Consider the following 15,885-nt stretch of genomic DNA (forward strand, 5'->3'; position numbering starts at 1 on the left):
ATGAAAATCGATAATAAATACTTGCCTATATTTATCAGTGTAGCTCTTGGTCTGGGAGTTGTTCTGGGCGGGTTGTTGAATGCTCCAAATCAAAGCCAATTTTTTGCTAAAAATAGTTCAAAGAATAAACTTAATAAATTAATTGATTTTATTGATGATGAATATGTTGATAATATTAATACAGATTCTATTGTAAGTCTGACTGTTGATAATATTTTGGCAAAATTGGATCCTCATTCTGTTTACATTCCACCAAGTGAGCAAGCAGAAGTAGTTGAAAGCATGAAAGGAGATTTTGTGGGTATAGGTGTCAATTTCTATATGTACAACGATTCTGTGGCGATAATAAAACCAGTTGAAAATGGCCCTTCGGCAAAAGCTGGGATAAAAGCTGGTGACCGAATTTTATATGCTGACAAAACCAAATTGTTTGGCCGGAAATTGCCAAATGACAGTTTGTTTTCTAAATTAAAAGGGTCTGTAGGTTCCGAGATTGAACTTACGCTTTACAGAAAATCAGAACGAAAAAAAATTAAATTAAAAGTAAAACGGGATGTTATTCCTTTGAAAAGCGTTGATATTTCCATGCTTTTAAAAAATAATACCGGTTATATAAAAATAAATCGATTTGCCGAAACTACTTATGGAGAGTTTAAAACAGGTTTAGATGCCTTGAAAAAGCAAGGTGCTAAATCATTAATTATAGATCTTCGGGATAATGGTGGCGGTTATATGGAAGAAGCAATTGCAATTGCCGATGAATTACTAAAAGACAAACAATTAATTGTTTTCACCAAAAATAAAAAAGGGAATATAGATAAAACTTTTGCAACTGAAAGAGGGAGTTTTGAAAGCGGAAATGTGTTTGTGTTAATTAATGAAAATAGTGCATCTGCAAGTGAAATTCTGGCGGGAGCTATTCAAGATAATGACAGAGGAACTATTGTGGGTCGCCGTTCTTTTGGGAAAGGATTAGTCCAACGTGAAATGGATTTTGAAGATGGTTCAGCCGTTCGGTTAACAATTGCAAGGTATTATACGCCAACGGGTCGCTCGATCCAAAAGCCATATTCGAAAGGGAATGATGCTTATTTCAAAGAATCAGACACGCGTTTTGTAAACGGGGAGTTGTATGAAAAAGACAGTATAAAAGTTTCGGAATCTTTAAAATTTAAAACCAAAAAAGGTAAAATTGTTTACGGCGGCGGCGGAATTGTACCGGATGTTTTTGTGCCGCTTGAAGTAGAACATGGAAATGAAACTACTGCTTATTTATTACAATCGGGTGTTGTTGGACATTTTGTATTTGAACAATTAGATAAAAATAGAAGTGTATTTAACGGATTGACTTTTCAACAATTCACAGCTAAAATGGACGAAACAGACCTATACTTCAATGCTTTCCAAAAGTATATTTTTGATAACGGATTGGATCTTAAATTTGGAAAAAGCAAATCATTAGCAAAACGATACCTTGCCGCAGAATTTGCAAGACAATTGTATGGTGAAAAATTTTATTATGAAATTGCTTTGAAAGAAGATGCGATGATTAAAGCGGTTTTAAATCAGAAGTAGAAACAAATTTAAAACTCTAATTACCTAATACTATCGTGGCAATGTGTTTGTGTCCCACCATTCCATAAAGTTAGGATGTCAGTTGCAACGGCTGCACCACTTCCGGCAGCAATGGCCAGTTGGCTTCTCCAGCCCGCTAAAGTTCCTATGACATAAATCCCGTCAGTAACTTTGTGGTCGCTATTTTTGAGTTGGATTCGTTGTTTCTCAGGAAGTGCTTTTTGGTGTGGCTCTACATAATGCATTAATCCATCTATTGCAAAAGTGTTTGCAGACCCAATGCCTATGACGATTATTTTAGTTTTGTAAGAGCCCTTGTTTGTAGTCACGGTAAATTCAGGAAAAATGCCTTCAATTTTCAGCACTTTTTCATTCGGAATTTGTGTAATGTGTGGATAGGTTTCTGAAAGATGTTGAATGCTTTCCGTTAATAATTCGGAACCTAATTTGCCTGGAATTATTCCGTAAGCATTATTAAACAATGCGTCTTGAAGTGCCGATGCTTTTTGATGGGTGAAAACACCAATTTTTTTATCAATGGCAAAGGGTTTGTTTTTTGCAGAACCCAATACAAGTGCACATGACATTCCGGAAACGCCACCGCCAATAATTAGAACATCAAGCATGTTAGAACTTATCGTTTGATTTTTCTTCTATTTTTTTTGACATTCTAAAGATAAGAAGAATCAAAACAGCACAAAAAGAGGCTGCAATCCCAATAAAAGCGACAACACTGTCTCCTTTAAACGGATTTCTGAAATCAAGCAAGGTAACATTAAATATGATTAAAGCGATTGCTAAAAACACCAGTATGTTAGTAAAGATTTTCATGATATGTTTTGTTTTTAATATAAAAAATTACGTTTAGAACTATTGATTTTAGAAATCAAGTCCCAAATAAAATCAAATTATTTTATATTATTGCGTTATGGGGTAAATTTATGAAAATTTATTTTAGACAAACAAACCTTTAACATTAGCAGCGAATAATTTAACAGCTATAGCCAGAAGTACAACTCCAAATGTCTTTCTGATCACTCCAAGGCCATTTTCTCCTAAAAGTCTTTCAATTCTTGCAGAGGATTTCAAAACAATGTAAACTAAAGTAATATTTAAAATAATAGCAACGATAATATTGACAGTTTGAAATTCAGCTTTTAATGATAATAAAGTGGTCATGGTTCCTGCTCCGGCAACAAGTGGGAAGGCTATTGGGACTATTGAAGCTGAGCTGGCTGCTTCATCTCGATACAATCGGATGCCTAAAATCATTTCTAGTGCCAGAAAAAACAAGACAAAGGATCCTGCTACCGCAAAGGAGTGAACATCAATGCCAATCAGATTTAAAAATTCTTCCCCTATAAAAAGAAAGACAATCATAATTGCTCCTGAAGCCAAAGATGCTTTTTCGGATTCAATATGACCAAATTTTGCTCTTAAATCGATGATAATTGGAATAGTACCTATGATGTCAATTACTGCAAAAAGCACCATACTTACGGTAACAATTTCTCTGATGTCAAATCCTATCATAGCTTTTTATTTACAAAGTTAAACTTTTTGTTATATTATTGTTTAAAAGAGCACTGTATTAAGATTTTTTTTCGACACTTTTTTCGATTATAAAAAAACTAATATTTTGTCTTTTTTATTTCTATTGTATTCACTTTTAGCTTGTTGTTGTCAATATAACGGTTTGTTTGGTTTGAAAGTTAAAGTTGGTTTTTATCTAAAAAATTACAAATTACTTTAACTACCTTTGCGCTTTATAATCTCAGTACCCCAAAATAATGTTTCAATTAGGAAAAACCATCGTCTCAGAAGACATACTAGAAAAAGATTTTGTTTGCAATTTGTCAGCTTGTAAAGGGGCTTGTTGCGTAGATGGTGATGCCGGAGCTCCATTAAGCGAAGAGGAAACTAAGATATTGGAAGAAATCTATCCTAAGGTAAAACCGTTTCTTCGTAAACAAGGAATTGCCGCTATCGAAGCTCAAGGAACTTGGGTAAAAGGAACTGATGGCGACTTAGAAACACCGCTGATTGACAATAAAGATTGTGCTTATGTAATTTTTGACGGCAAAACTGCGCTTTGTGGAATCGAACAAGCGTACAACCAAGGTATAATTGACTGGAAAAAACCAGTTTCTTGTCATTTGTATCCTATTCGAGTGAAAGATTTTACTGAATTTGCTGCGGTTAATTATGACAAATGGGACATTTGCGATCCAGCCTGTTCTTTAGGCCAAGAACTTGAAGTGCCAGTATATAAATTTGTCAAAGAAGCTTTGGTTAGAAAGTTTGGTGAGGACTGGTATGCGGAGCTTGAAATAGTCGCACAAGAACTAAAAAAATAATTCAAAATAGAATAAAAACTTCTTGTTTTCTATTTTTAAAACCCTATATTTTACGGTGGTTTACGGTATTTTATAAATTTTAAATAGCTGATATACAGTTTTTTAAAATTTAAATAAAATTATCCTTATTTTTTCTATTTGTTAAAAACTAGGTCCGATTGTGAATAAGTTTGACTTTTAATATCGGCAATATTTCACAATCTTTGTAATCCACATAAAGCATAAAATCTCAAAAAATAAACTACTATAATGGCGCAAGTTGAACCAATTTTACAAGAAAATAAAAATCGTTTTGTGATTTTCCCTATCAAACACCACGATATTTGGGAATTTTATAAAAGTATGGAAGCTAGTTTCTGGACTGCTGAAGAAATTGATTTATCGCAAGATTTAAATGACTGGAATAATAAACTTTCAGATGAAGAGCGTTATTTTGTAAAACATATTCTTGCTTTTTTTGCTGCTTCAGATGGAATTGTAAACGAGAATTTGGCTGAAAACTTTGTGAACGAAGTGCAATATGCTGAGGCAAAATTCTTTTATGGTTTTCAAATCATGATGGAAAACATTCATAGCGAAACGTATTCTTTATTGATTGATACTTATGTGAAAGATGAAGCAGAGAAAGATGAATTATTCAATGCTTTAGAAGTTTTTCCGGCGATTAAGAAAAAAGCAGACTGGGCTTTGAAATGGATTGAGTCTGATTCGTTTGCGGAGCGATTGATTGCTTTTGCAGCTGTGGAAGGAATTTTCTTTTCGGGAGCTTTTTGTTCTATTTATTGGTTGAAAAAACGTGGGTTAATGCCAGGTTTGACATTCTCTAACGAATTGATTTCTCGTGATGAAGGTGTTCACTGTGATTTTGCAGTGCATTTACACAACCACCACTTAGTTAATAAAGTTTCAAAAGAAAGAATCCGCGAAATTATCGTTGATGCTTTAAATATTGAAAGAGAATTTATCACTGAATCACTTCCTGTGAGTTTAATAGGAATGAATGCAGTGTTAATGACACAATATTTGGAATTTGTTGCTGATCGTTTATTAGTGGAATTAGGTTGCGACAGAGAATACAATACTTCAAATCCGTTTGATTTTATGGATATGATTTCGCTTCAAGGGAAAACAAATTTCTTTGAAAAGAAAGTTGCTGAATATCAAAAGTCAGGAGTTATGAATACGGATGAGGATGCTCAGAAAATTAGTTTTGACGCTGATTTTTAATATTTTAATTTTTCTCGAACCATCGCGATTTATTTTGCCATTGTGGTTTGAATTACATTGAATTTCTTCATGCTTCTGATGTAATAGCCCAGATAGTAGTGGAAATCCTTTTTATTTTTTTCTTTAAAAAATAAAAAGATTACCTCACTTTGCTTTTATTTCCATAAGAGTTCAGTGAATTTCATTTGCAATGGATATCTGGACACGAGCGCAGCGAACTGACGAAGTAAATAGCTTCCAAAAAAAGATGCTGAAATAACTTTAGCATAAATTACAAATAACGAAAAACAGTGAAGGGATTCTCTGTTTTAAAAAACAAACAAAAGTATGTACGTAGTAAAAAGAGATGGCCACAAAGAGCCGGTAATGTTCGACAAAATCACAGATAGAATTAAAAAACTATGTTATGGTTTGAATGATTTGGTTGATGCTGTGAAAGTGGCAATGCGAGTAATTGAGGGGCTTTACGATGGTGTTTCAACATCTGAATTAGATAATCTTGCTGCCGAAACTGCTGCTTCAATGACAATTGCGCATCCAGATTATGCTCAATTAGCAGCTCGTATTGCAATCTCAAATTTACATTCGAATACAAAAAAATCTTTCTCGGAAACGATGAATGATATGTTCAATTATGTAAATCCAAGAAACGGTCAATATGCTCCGTTACTTTCGGAAGAAGTACATAAAGTAATTATGGAAAATGCTGAGTTTTTAGACTCACATGTTATATACAATAGAGATTTCAACTACGATTATTTTGGTTTTAAAACCTTGGAAAGATCGTATTTGCTAAAAATAAACGGTAAAATCGTAGAACGTCCGCAACATATGTTAATGCGTGTGTCTGTTGGGATTCACTTAGATGATTTGAAATCAGTGATAGAAACATACGACTTAATGTCGAAAAAGTTCTTTACACATGCGACACCAACATTGTTTAACGCTGGAACTCCAAAACCGCAAATGTCTTCTTGCTTCCTTTTGGCCATGCAAGACGACAGTATTGACGGGATTTATGACACGTTGAAACAAACTGCTAAAATTTCCCAGTCAGCTGGTGGAGTTGGGCTTTCTATTCATAATGTTCGTGCTACTGGTTCTTACATTCGTGGAACAAACGGTACGTCTAACGGAATTGTTCCTATGTTGCGTGTTTTTAATGATACTGCACGTTATGTAGACCAAGGTGGAGGAAAACGTAAAGGTAGTTTTGCTATTTACATCGAAACTTGGCATGCGGATATTTTCGAATTCCTAGACTTGAAAAAGAATACCGGAAAAGAAGAAATGCGTGCAAGAGATTTATTTTTTGCGATGTGGACTTCGGATTTATTTATGAAACGAGTGCAGGAAGATAGTTATTGGACGTTAATGTGTCCTAATGAATGTCCAGGATTGTATGATGTGTATGGCGAAGAATTTGAAGCCATGTACATTGATTATGAAAAACGAGGAAAAGGTAGAAAAACCATCAAAGCACACGAATTGTGGGAAAAAATTCTGGAATCACAAATTGAAACTGGAACGCCTTATATGTTGTACAAAGATGCAGCCAACAGAAAATCAAACCAAAAAAATCTTGGTACAATTCGTTCTTCGAATTTGTGTACCGAAATTATGGAATACACTTCGAAAGATGAAATTGCGGTTTGTAACCTGGCTTCACTTTCGTTGCCAATGTTTGTGGAAAACAAAAAATTCAATCACGATTTGCTGTACACCGTTACAAAACGCGTGACCAGAAACTTGAATAAAGTTATTGACAGAAATTATTATCCGGTAAAAGAAGCCGAAAATTCAAATATGCGTCACAGACCAGTTGGTCTTGGAGTACAAGGATTAGCCGATGCTTTCATTATGTTGCGTTTGCCATTTACAAGTGACGAAGCTAAAAAGCTGAACCAAGAAATTTTCGAAACCTTATATTTTGCAGCCGTTACCGCTTCAATGGAAATGGCTAAAGAAGAAGGGCCTTATTCTACTTTCCAAGGTTCGCCAATGTCACAAGGAGAATTTCAGTTCAATTTGTGGGGAATGAAAGATGAGGATTTATCAGGGCGTTGGGACTGGGCTTCTTTAAGAAAAGAAGTAATGGAACATGGAGTGAGAAACTCATTGTTAGTGGCGCCAATGCCAACGGCTTCAACTTCTCAAATCTTGGGTAACAATGAAGCATTCGAACCATACACTTCTAATATTTACACCAGAAGAGTACTTTCGGGTGAATTTATTGTGGTAAACAAGCATTTATTACACGATTTAGTGGAGCGTGGTTTGTGGAACGAAACTTTGAAACAAGAATTAATGCGAAATAATGGTTCTGTTCAAGCCTTAAACATTCCGCAAGACTTGAAAGAATTGTACAAAACTGTTTGGGAAATGTCTATGAAAGACATTATTGATATGTCTCGTCAACGTGGTTATTTTGTGGATCAATCACAATCGTTGAACTTATTCATGCAAAATGCCAATTATTCTAAATTGACATCGATGCATTTCTACGCTTGGCAATCCGGATTGAAAACGGGAATGTATTATTTAAGAACAAAAGCTGCGGTGGATGCGATTAAATTCACATTGAACAACGACAAAAAAGCGGAGCCAATCGAGATTAAAGAGCAGCCAATCGCAGTTCCTGTAGTAGCGGAACAAGTAGAAATGACGGCTGAAGAATATAGAGCAATGATTGAATTGGCTAAAAACGCAGGTCCAGACGAATGTGAAATGTGTGGGTCATAAAGATTTTAAAAAAGGAAAAAATGGAAATATTGTTTAGTAAAGAAAGTGTAGATGTAACTAATGAACTAATAAAAAAAATCACCAGTGACATTGAAAAATTAACATCCATAACTGAAGATAATATATTATTACACCAAAAGAAAATTTTCAATGATTATGAATTTAAGGCTTTAGAATTTGACATCAACAGTAGTGAAATTAGTATTAATAACACCAAGCCCGTACCAAAATTCCTTTTTCTCTCTGAAGGTAGAAGTGATAGTGATCTAAATGGCTATATTACTATTTCGTTAAAAGTATCTTCATCAGGTGCAAAAGATTTATTATTTAAAAAACCAGTAGATTTTAAAATTGATAGTCATATTATAGGTACTTTTAATAAAGACAGAATTGAAGTTGAATTACCAACAACAATATATTGGGGAGAAGAAGAAAAAAAAGAAAACGAATTAATTCCTGAAAAGAAGATTTTATTTAATAAACAAAAGGAAATTTTAAAGAATTATTTAGAATTTGGAAAAAATGAAATAAATAAGGGAATTTCCGAAGAGAATATTCAACTTGGAGTAACTATTTTAGAATTACTAAATAGAAGAAGACTAGAATTGAAAAAAAAAGACGATTTAGATGATTTTTTAAATCAATAACTTTTAATTGAAAAGCTATCATATAAATGGTAGCTTTTTTTTAAACCCAAATCTTATGAAACTCAATATCTTTCAAAAAATTGCATTTCTAGTTTACATCTCAATAATCGTATTGATTTGTGTTTATTTTGTTCCTTACCAAAACAATGACAACTACACTTTTCATTCAAGTATAATGTCTGATGGTTATGGTACAATGAGCTATTTTAGATTTCTAATTTACCTTATCGTTCCTACAATATCATTTTATTTTGTATGCAAATATTTAGAGGCAATGAGTTCCTTAGAATCCAATGTTTACAAGAAAAAGGCAAAAAAAGAATTATATGTTCTCTTTTTTTTCGTTTCTATTATAGCCGGAACGATTTTGTTTTCATATGGTAAAAATGAGTATTCTGAAATTAGAAAAAAACGGTTAGAAAATCAAATTTCAGAGATTAATAATTCATTTGACATACTTAAAGAAGAGTTGAATAAAAGACCTCCATTTGTATATGAAATATTAAATAATGACTCAAAAAAACCTTGGGAACAGAATTATGAAGTTTTAGAAAAAGATTCAGAAATTCGAAGCAATAATTTTGTTCCACCTTCTGACGGAACAATATTAAAAGGGGAAAGACCTCCTCTCGATTTATCAGGAGCTCGAGATATATTAAAAGGGAATGTTGATGAATATGGTATCAAAATAAAAAAATCTACCAGAAAATTAAACTTGGATTTAAGTGGATATTATAAAGATTTTCAAAAAGTAGTTGATAATGTTTTAAAGGAAATATATAATGTTAGGTTCAGTATTAATAGAAAGACACAAATAGAAAGAAATGTTAAACAATTAATTTACAGCGAATCAAGTTCAGAGGATTTAAACAATATGATAATTGACTATGTAAAAGTATTTTCTGAAGATGGAATCAAAAAAACAAAACTTGAATTTGAATTAAAAGAGTTGAATTTTTATAATATCAAATTTAATGTGGTTTTTGCTTTTCTAGGTTCGCTTATTTTGCTTTATATAATCAGACCTTTATTTTCAATGTTTAAAGGGATGTTGAACGAAGTTAGATAAAGAAATTTTCAATTTATTAAATCATATGGCTTATGAAAAACGAGTTAATAAAAAGTTTGACGAATGATTTTGAAGACTATTCACAAACCACCGAAAATGGAATTGAATTTTGGTTTGCGAGAGATATTCAACATCTTTTAGGATATTCAGAATGGAGGAATTTCAATAAAGTAATTTCTAAAGCAAAAACTTCTTGTGAAGTCTCTGATAATCTTATATTAGACCATTTTGTTGACGTCAACAAAATGGTTGTAATTGGTTCTGGAACAGAAAGAGAAATTGATGACATAATGCTTACTCGTTATGCTTGTTATTTAATCGCTCAAAATGGTGATCCGAGAAAAGAACAAATTGCTTTTGCTCAAAATTATTTTGCAATTCAAACAAGAAAATTTGAGTTGATAGCTAAAAGAATTGATGATTGGGAAAGGTTAAATGCTAGGCAAAAATTAACTTTATCTGAAAAGGAATTATCGGAACTTATTTTTGAAAAAACAGGGAATGATAAAAATTTTGGTATAATCAGGAGTAAAGGAGATCAAGCATTATTTGGAGGGAAAAACACTTCACAAATGAAAAAGAGACTTGGTGTACCGGAAAGCAGACCACTTGCTGATTTTCTTCCAACAATCGTCATAAAAGCAAAAGATTTTGCTACTGAAATTACCGTTTTTAATACAAAATATAAAGGGTTGTCGTCAGAAAGAAGTATTTCTTCTGAGCATGTTAAAAATAATTTGGGAGTAAGAAAATTATTATTGGACAGAAAGATTGTACCTGAAAATCTTCCGCCAGAAGAAGATATTAAAAAATTAGAAAGAAGAGTAAACTCTGAGACAAAAAGTATAAGTAAAAATCCTGATAAATTGACCTAATTTTGCTATATTTGAGATAGTTATCATTATAAAATCACTATCATGGAAAATAAAAAATTTACTGTTACAGATGATTTATTAGCTTCCAAAAGCCAGCGTCTGCTGAATTTCATAATCGATGTGTTAATTATCTATATTATTGCAATAAGCATTGTTGCCACCATTAATATAATTGGAGATACAACCAATAGTTATGGGGCGTCGAACTGGATTAAATCCTTGAGTTTGATTGAAAATTTGTTCTTTGGACTTATCATTTTGTTTTTTTACTATTTATTTACAGAGATGTATTTCTCCAGAACATTCGCTAAGTATTTTACTAAAACTATTGTGATAAGAGTCGATGGTTCGAAACCAAACACCAAAAATTTTATGATACGAACCGTATCCCGTTTAAATCCTATTGATCCTTTTTCATTTTTAGGTAAAACAGAAAGAGGATTGCATGATACCTTATCCGCAACTTATGTTGTGAAAAAGCATGAGTTTGTTGCTAAAAAGAAAATGTTTTCTGTGGAATATGGAAATAAGAAAAGATAAATAAGCGGTCATTTTTAGACTGCTTTTTTGTTTTTAAACACATCATTTTCTTTATATTCGCTCCTTCTAAATACCAAAAATAAAATGATGAACTGGGAACAACTTTTATCACTAAGACGACAAGGCGACAAAGGCAAAAGATTGCGTGTAGAACAAGACGATACCCGTTTGGGTTTTGAAGTTGATTATGACCGTATTATCTTTTCATCCGCTTTTAGAAGTTTACAGGATAAAACACAAGTTATTCCCTTATCAAAAACTGATTTTGTACATACCCGATTGACGCACAGTTTAGAAGTATCGGTTGTAGGTCGTTCTTTAGGACGATTGGTAGGTAAAAAAATTATAGAAAAATATCCACACTTGAAAGAGGTTCATGGCTATCACATGAATGATTTTGGTGCTATTGTTGCTGCAGCATCATTAGCTCATGATATTGGGAATCCTCCTTTTGGGCATTCTGGTGAAAAAGCGATTGGAGAATATTTTTCAATTGGGAAAGGACAGCAATACAAAGACCAGCTTACGGCAAAAGAATGGCAGGATTTAATTGATTTTGAAGGGAATGCCAATGGATTTTCGGTACTTACGGCAAGTCGTCCCGGAATTGACGGCGGGCTTCGAATTTCGTTTGCCACTCTCGGTGCTTTTATGAAATACCCAAAAGAAAGCTTACCGAAAAAACCAACCGCAGCTATTGCCGATAAAAAATATGGTTTTTTTCAAACGGACAAAGCTTTTTTTCAAAATGTGGCTTCTGATATGGGTTTGATTCCAAATAAATCTGGAGATAATATAGGTTTCGAAAGACATCCTTTGGCTTATTTAGTCGAAGCTGCAGATGATATTTGCTACACCATTATTGATTTTGAAGATGGAATCAATTTAGGATTAGTTTCCGAAGATTTCGCGTTGGAATATTTGATAAAATTGGTAAAAGACAGCATTGATACTTCTAAATATAAAACATTAGAGACGAAAGAAGACCGAATAAGTTATTTACGTGCTTTGGCAATTGGGAGTTTAATTAATGATGCGGTCAAAGTTTTCATCGAAAATGAAGCATTAATTCTGGAAGGTAAATTTCCTTTTGCAATTATGGACAAGAGTAAATACAAAGCGCAGATGGACGACATTATAAAAATCAGCGTCAAAAATATTTACCAAAGTAGAGAAGTTATCGAGAAAGAAATCGTTGGGTATCAAATTATACAAACTTTATTAGATAAATTCATCACCGCTTTCAATAATAAATTCGACGGAAATGCTTCTAACTATGATTCCTTAATCCTCAAAATGTTACCCGAGAAACATCACTTAGAAAAGGAAAACCTTTATGGAAGGTTGCTTCATATTTGTCATTATGTATCGCTTTTGACAGATGGGAATGCGCTCGAATTATTTGAAACCATCAATGGTAGAAAGAAGGCTTAATTTTTAAAAAATATAAACGATTCCAACGCCCAACAGCTGTTTTAGTTGGGCTTTAGCACCTTGTGTAACTTGTGCGCCATCGACTTCTTTTTTTGATTTTATATCGTCATCATAAACAATACGCGTTCCTATATTCGCTTTTACGTATTGATTTACAACTAAGTCTAATAGTAAATCGCAATCCACATCGACATTACCAAAATTATTAATATAATCAGAGTATAAACTCAAGCGATTTTCTAAATTGATATTTTTGGCAATTTCTTTTTTATAAAAACTAGTCATTAAAAAACCAAGTTCCGTTTTGGATTTTTTACCTTCACTAATTAAAACACCGTTTGCGTCATAGATAGCTTTTGTAACTCCAAAAGCTCCTTGATTTGCCAATCTTTGATCTAAAACCAAAGTTGTTTTAAATGTAAAAGGCGAAACGTAAAATGTTCTTTTTTTCTCTTTGTTTACATTTTCAGCTCCTACTCCCATAAAAATGTAAGCTGGTGCAAATGGTTTTGAAATAGCAATTTCCTTGTTGGGATAGGAATATCCATTGGTAAATTGGCTATTGAAATTAAACTTTGCAGAGTGATACCAGTTAGACATGGTATCTTGGCGATAACCAAATGTAGAACTGAATTGAATTGCATCATCAGTTTTTCTAACTTCAATTCCGTCTTGCTTATTTAAACCATAGCGAACAATAAGTTCATTGGACCATTTGTAGTTTTCTCGATTATAAACCCTTAAAAAATTACCTTTAAAAAGCCCTGATATTGAACTTGTACCCCCAGCACTCCAATTGACAAAAGCAATTTCTGATATGTCAAAGCTCAAAGTGTTTTTTTTTATCCAATGTGACAAAGGAAGATAATATGTTTTTGTTTGTATTTTTAATGCCACAGCTAATGGAGTATATGGAGTCACTTTTACGAGTGTTGAAGCAGCTGTGAGTTCTGGTATTGTTGTTTCTTGAGAAAAACTATTAGTAGAAATTGTAACTATAAAGGAAAAAATAAAGTAGGATAGTAATTTCATTATGAGGGTTTTAAATTTAAGGCTGCAAAATAATTATTTTAATAGCTTGAAAAAAGTATTTCAAGACTTTTAACGTCAATTTTGCAATATTGTTGTAATTCAGTAACAGTTCCCTGTTCTATAAATTCATCTGGAACACCAAGAACTGTTGTTTTTGAGGTATAATTATTCTCGGCTGCAAACTCCAGAATCGCACTTCCAAAACCGCCTTTGATAACACTATCTTCAATTGTTATTATGTTTTCAAATTTAGTAAAAATGAAATGTAATGTGTTTTCATCTAATGGTTTAACGAAAGGGAAGTCGTAATGCGCAATGTTTTCAGGATGAATTATTTTGGCAATAGCCAAAGTAACATTGTTTCCAATTGTGCCGTTGGATAATACGGCTACTTTCGTGCCTTCTTTTATGCAAATACTTTTTCCGATTTTTATTTTTTCATAGCTCCCCAAATATTGACTTTGCCAATTAACAATGACACCGCGACCACGCGGATAACGAATTGCTATTGGATGGTTTAACCCCAATTGTGCTGTATATAAGATGTTTTGTAATGCTATTTCGTTCATTGGAGCATGTACAATCATATTTGGAATGCAACGTAAATAAGCCAAGTCAAAAACGCCGTGATGTGTTGCTCCGTCTTCACCAACTAATCCTGCTCTATCCAAACAAAAAATAACCGGTAGATTTTGCAAAGCCACATCATGAATCAGCTGATCGTAACCTCTTTGTAAAAAAGTAGAATAAATATTGCAAAAAACCATCATGTCTTGTGTTGCCATTCCGGCCGCAAGAGTTACTGCATGCTGCTCTGCAATTCCCACGTCAAAAGCACGTTTTGGAAACGCATCCATCATAAATTTCAAGGAGCTTCCAGAAGGCATTGCGGGTGTAATTCCGATAATTTTTTCATTCTTTTTGGCTAAATCCAATAGGGTTAAACCAAAAACATCTTGGTATTTTGGTGGTAAATTTTCTTCCGATTTTATATGGATTTCACCTGTGTTGGCATCAAATTTTCCTGGTGCATGGTATTTCACCTGATTTTCTTCAGCTTGTTGCAATCCTTTTCCTTTTGTGGTAATGATATGCAGGAATTTTGGGCCTTTTATTTTTTGTAAACGTTTCAATTCGTTGACAACAGCAAAAATATCGTGACCGTCTATCGGACCTGAATAATTAAAATTCAGGGACTTAATCATGTTATTTTGTCTTGGGTTCTTTCCTTCTTTTACGGCAGTGAGGTATTTTTTCAATGCGCCTACGCTTGGGTCAATTCCAATAGCATTATCATTGAGAATTACTAATAAATTAGCATCAGTAACACCTGCATGATTTAAGCCTTCAAAAGCCATTCCTGATGCTATGGAAGCATCACCAATTACCGCAATGTGTTGTTTGTTGAAATCGCCTTTCAAATTAGAAGCAATCGCCATTCCTAAAGCTGCCGAAATTGAAGTAGAGGAGTGGCCTACGCCAAAAGCATCGTAAATACTCTCACTTCTTTTTGGGAAACCGGAAATGCCGCCCAATTGCCTGTTGGTATGAAAATTTTCTCTTCTGCCCGTCAGTATTTTATGTCCGTAGGCTTGATGTCCTACATCCCATATTAATAAATCGTTTGGTGTGTCAAAAACATAATGCAGGGCAATAGTAAGTTCTACAACTCCAAGGCTTGCGCCGAGATGCCCTTCTTTTACGGATACAATGTCAATAATGAAATTACGTAATTCTTGAGCAACTTGAGGAAGTAGGGCTTCTTCTAGTAAGCGTAAATCGGTTGGGTTATTGATGTTTGAAAGTAAATTATCTGACATAAAGCAAAGGTACGATTTGAAATTGTATTTTTGCATTCGATAAAAAAAGTTGTTTCACAAAGAATTTAAATTGCGAATTTGCGGTCTATACTATGATAAATCCTTTCACCGACGAATATTTTATGAAAAAAGCTTTGCAGGAAGCTGAAATGGCTTTCGAAAAAGGCGAAATTCCTGTTGGTGCCCTTATTGTAATCGACAATAAAGTGATAGCACGAGGTCATAACCTTACCGAAATGCTGGTTGATGTAACAGCTCATGCCGAAATGCAAGCTATTACTGCTGCTGCAAATTATCTTGGTGGCAAATATTTAATTGGCTGTACGCTTTATGTGACTTTGGAACCTTGTCAAATGTGTGCTGGCGCTTTGTATTGGAGCCAAATTTCGAAAATTGTTTTTGGTGCAACCGATGAAAACCGGGGTTTTGGTAAAATGGGAACGCAATTACATCCTAAAACTACTGTTGTTTCTGGAATTATGGCAAATGAAGCTTCGGAGTTGATGAAGCGATTTTTTGCAGAAAGAAGAAAGTAGCTTATGCATGTCAGTGACTTGCTTTCACATT

15 protein-coding genes are annotated in these 15,885 nt (G+C 33.5%); 10 read left to right on the top strand and 5 right to left on the bottom strand.

What is annotated here, in order from left to right; all coding sequences use genetic code 11:
• The gene (locus T410_RS06245) at positions 1–1,575 is read left to right on the top strand and encodes a S41 family peptidase (protein ID WP_035669576.1); all 1,575 of its coding nucleotides are present in this window, start codon (positions 1–3) and stop codon (positions 1,573–1,575) included.
• A gap of 20 nt (positions 1,576–1,595) precedes the next feature.
• Here T410_RS06245 and T410_RS06250 read toward each other — a convergent pair whose 3' ends face one another.
• The 3 genes from T410_RS06250 to T410_RS06260 all read right to left on the bottom strand — a co-directional run bounded on the left by T410_RS06250 (position 1,596) and on the right by T410_RS06260 (position 3,108).
• Positions 1,596–2,201 carry an FAD-dependent oxidoreductase gene (locus T410_RS06250; protein WP_035669577.1) on the bottom strand — a complete coding sequence of 202 codons (606 nt, stop codon included), beginning with the start codon at positions 2,199–2,201 and terminating at the stop codon, positions 1,596–1,598.
• A gap of 1 nt (position 2,202) precedes the next feature.
• Positions 2,203–2,406, bottom strand: a complete 204-nt coding sequence (locus T410_RS06255; protein ID WP_035669579.1) for a hypothetical protein — start codon at positions 2,404–2,406, stop codon at positions 2,203–2,205.
• A gap of 123 nt (positions 2,407–2,529) precedes the next feature.
• Positions 2,530–3,108, bottom strand: coding sequence for a MarC family protein (locus T410_RS06260; RefSeq protein ID WP_035669581.1), 579 nt, complete (start codon positions 3,106–3,108; stop codon positions 2,530–2,532).
• Between the two features lie 257 nt (positions 3,109–3,365).
• On the opposite strand from T410_RS06260, the gene T410_RS06265 reads away from it, so the two are divergent.
• The 8 genes from T410_RS06265 (at position 3,366) to dgt (ending at position 12,466) form a co-directional block, all read left to right on the top strand.
• Positions 3,366–3,932 (top strand): DUF3109 family protein, encoded by a 567-nt coding sequence (locus T410_RS06265; RefSeq protein WP_035669584.1) that lies wholly within the window; start codon positions 3,366–3,368, stop codon positions 3,930–3,932.
• A 249-nt stretch (positions 3,933–4,181) separates the two neighbouring features.
• Positions 4,182–5,159 carry a ribonucleotide-diphosphate reductase subunit beta gene (locus tag T410_RS06270; protein ID WP_035669586.1) on the top strand — a complete coding sequence of 326 codons (978 nt, stop codon included), beginning with the start codon at positions 4,182–4,184 and terminating at the stop codon, positions 5,157–5,159.
• Positions 5,160–5,486: 327 nt separating this feature from the next.
• Positions 5,487–7,901: a ribonucleoside-diphosphate reductase subunit alpha gene (locus T410_RS06275; protein ID WP_035669589.1), complete on the top strand. Its 2,415-nt coding sequence runs from the start codon at positions 5,487–5,489 to the stop codon at positions 7,899–7,901.
• Between the two features lie 20 nt (positions 7,902–7,921).
• Complete coding sequence (locus T410_RS06280; protein WP_035669592.1) at positions 7,922–8,548, top strand: hypothetical protein; 627 nt, start codon at positions 7,922–7,924, stop codon at positions 8,546–8,548.
• Positions 8,549–8,603: 55 nt separating this feature from the next.
• Positions 8,604–9,617 (top strand): hypothetical protein, encoded by a 1,014-nt coding sequence (locus T410_RS06285; protein WP_152556934.1) that lies wholly within the window; start codon positions 8,604–8,606, stop codon positions 9,615–9,617.
• A gap of 32 nt (positions 9,618–9,649) precedes the next feature.
• Positions 9,650–10,492 carry a DNA damage-inducible protein D gene (dinD, locus tag T410_RS06290; protein WP_035669596.1) on the top strand — a complete coding sequence of 281 codons (843 nt, stop codon included), beginning with the start codon at positions 9,650–9,652 and terminating at the stop codon, positions 10,490–10,492.
• A gap of 42 nt (positions 10,493–10,534) precedes the next feature.
• Entirely contained in the window at positions 10,535–11,032 is a 498-nt protein-coding gene (locus T410_RS06295) for an RDD family protein (protein WP_035669597.1), read from the top strand.
• Between the two features lie 87 nt (positions 11,033–11,119).
• Positions 11,120–12,466 (top strand): dGTP triphosphohydrolase, encoded by a 1,347-nt coding sequence (gene dgt / locus T410_RS06300; RefSeq protein ID WP_035674185.1) that lies wholly within the window; start codon positions 11,120–11,122, stop codon positions 12,464–12,466.
• A gap of 3 nt (positions 12,467–12,469) precedes the next feature.
• Here dgt and T410_RS06305 read toward each other — a convergent pair whose 3' ends face one another.
• Positions 12,470–13,498, bottom strand: coding sequence for a DUF3078 domain-containing protein (locus T410_RS06305; protein WP_035669600.1), 1,029 nt, complete (start codon positions 13,496–13,498; stop codon positions 12,470–12,472).
• A gap of 38 nt (positions 13,499–13,536) precedes the next feature.
• Positions 13,537–15,318, bottom strand: coding sequence for a 1-deoxy-D-xylulose-5-phosphate synthase (locus tag T410_RS06310; RefSeq protein ID WP_035669602.1), 1,782 nt, complete (start codon positions 15,316–15,318; stop codon positions 13,537–13,539).
• Between the two features lie 92 nt (positions 15,319–15,410).
• Between T410_RS06310 and T410_RS06315 the strand changes: the two genes are divergently transcribed.
• Complete coding sequence (locus T410_RS06315; protein ID WP_035669604.1) at positions 15,411–15,854, top strand: nucleoside deaminase; 444 nt, start codon at positions 15,411–15,413, stop codon at positions 15,852–15,854.
• The last annotated feature ends 31 nt before the right edge of the window (positions 15,855–15,885 follow it).

Origin of the sequence: Flavobacterium sp. 83 (assembly GCF_000744835.1) — a bacterium.
In the GTDB taxonomy this organism is placed as follows: domain Bacteria; phylum Bacteroidota; class Bacteroidia; order Flavobacteriales; family Flavobacteriaceae; genus Flavobacterium.

What these genes read in the sequence shown, in the direction of transcription:
- T410_RS06260 (WP_035669581.1), bottom strand. Translation starts at nt 3,108, where the DNA reads ATGATAGGATTTGACATCAGAGAAATTGTTACCGTAAGTATGGTGCTT.
- T410_RS06285 (WP_152556934.1), top strand. Translation starts at nt 8,604, where the DNA reads ATGAAACTCAATATCTTTCAAAAAATTGCATTTCTAGTTTACATCTCA.
- dinD (WP_035669596.1), top strand. Translation starts at nt 9,650, where the DNA reads ATGAAAAACGAGTTAATAAAAAGTTTGACGAATGATTTTGAAGACTAT.
- T410_RS06305 (WP_035669600.1), bottom strand. Translation starts at nt 13,498, where the DNA reads ATGAAATTACTATCCTACTTTATTTTTTCCTTTATAGTTACAATTTCT.
- T410_RS06250 (WP_035669577.1), bottom strand. Translation starts at nt 2,201, where the DNA reads ATGCTTGATGTTCTAATTATTGGCGGTGGCGTTTCCGGAATGTCATGT.
- T410_RS06315 (WP_035669604.1), top strand. Translation starts at nt 15,411, where the DNA reads ATGATAAATCCTTTCACCGACGAATATTTTATGAAAAAAGCTTTGCAG.
- T410_RS06265 (WP_035669584.1), top strand. Translation starts at nt 3,366, where the DNA reads ATGTTTCAATTAGGAAAAACCATCGTCTCAGAAGACATACTAGAAAAA.
- T410_RS06270 (WP_035669586.1), top strand. Translation starts at nt 4,182, where the DNA reads ATGGCGCAAGTTGAACCAATTTTACAAGAAAATAAAAATCGTTTTGTG.
- T410_RS06280 (WP_035669592.1), top strand. Translation starts at nt 7,922, where the DNA reads ATGGAAATATTGTTTAGTAAAGAAAGTGTAGATGTAACTAATGAACTA.
- dgt (WP_035674185.1), top strand. Translation starts at nt 11,120, where the DNA reads ATGAACTGGGAACAACTTTTATCACTAAGACGACAAGGCGACAAAGGC.
- T410_RS06310 (WP_035669602.1), bottom strand. Translation starts at nt 15,318, where the DNA reads ATGTCAGATAATTTACTTTCAAACATCAATAACCCAACCGATTTACGC.
- T410_RS06275 (WP_035669589.1), top strand. Translation starts at nt 5,487, where the DNA reads ATGTACGTAGTAAAAAGAGATGGCCACAAAGAGCCGGTAATGTTCGAC.
- T410_RS06245 (WP_035669576.1), top strand. Translation starts at nt 1, where the DNA reads ATGAAAATCGATAATAAATACTTGCCTATATTTATCAGTGTAGCTCTT.
- T410_RS06255 (WP_035669579.1), bottom strand. Translation starts at nt 2,406, where the DNA reads ATGAAAATCTTTACTAACATACTGGTGTTTTTAGCAATCGCTTTAATC.
- T410_RS06295 (WP_035669597.1), top strand. Translation starts at nt 10,535, where the DNA reads ATGGAAAATAAAAAATTTACTGTTACAGATGATTTATTAGCTTCCAAA.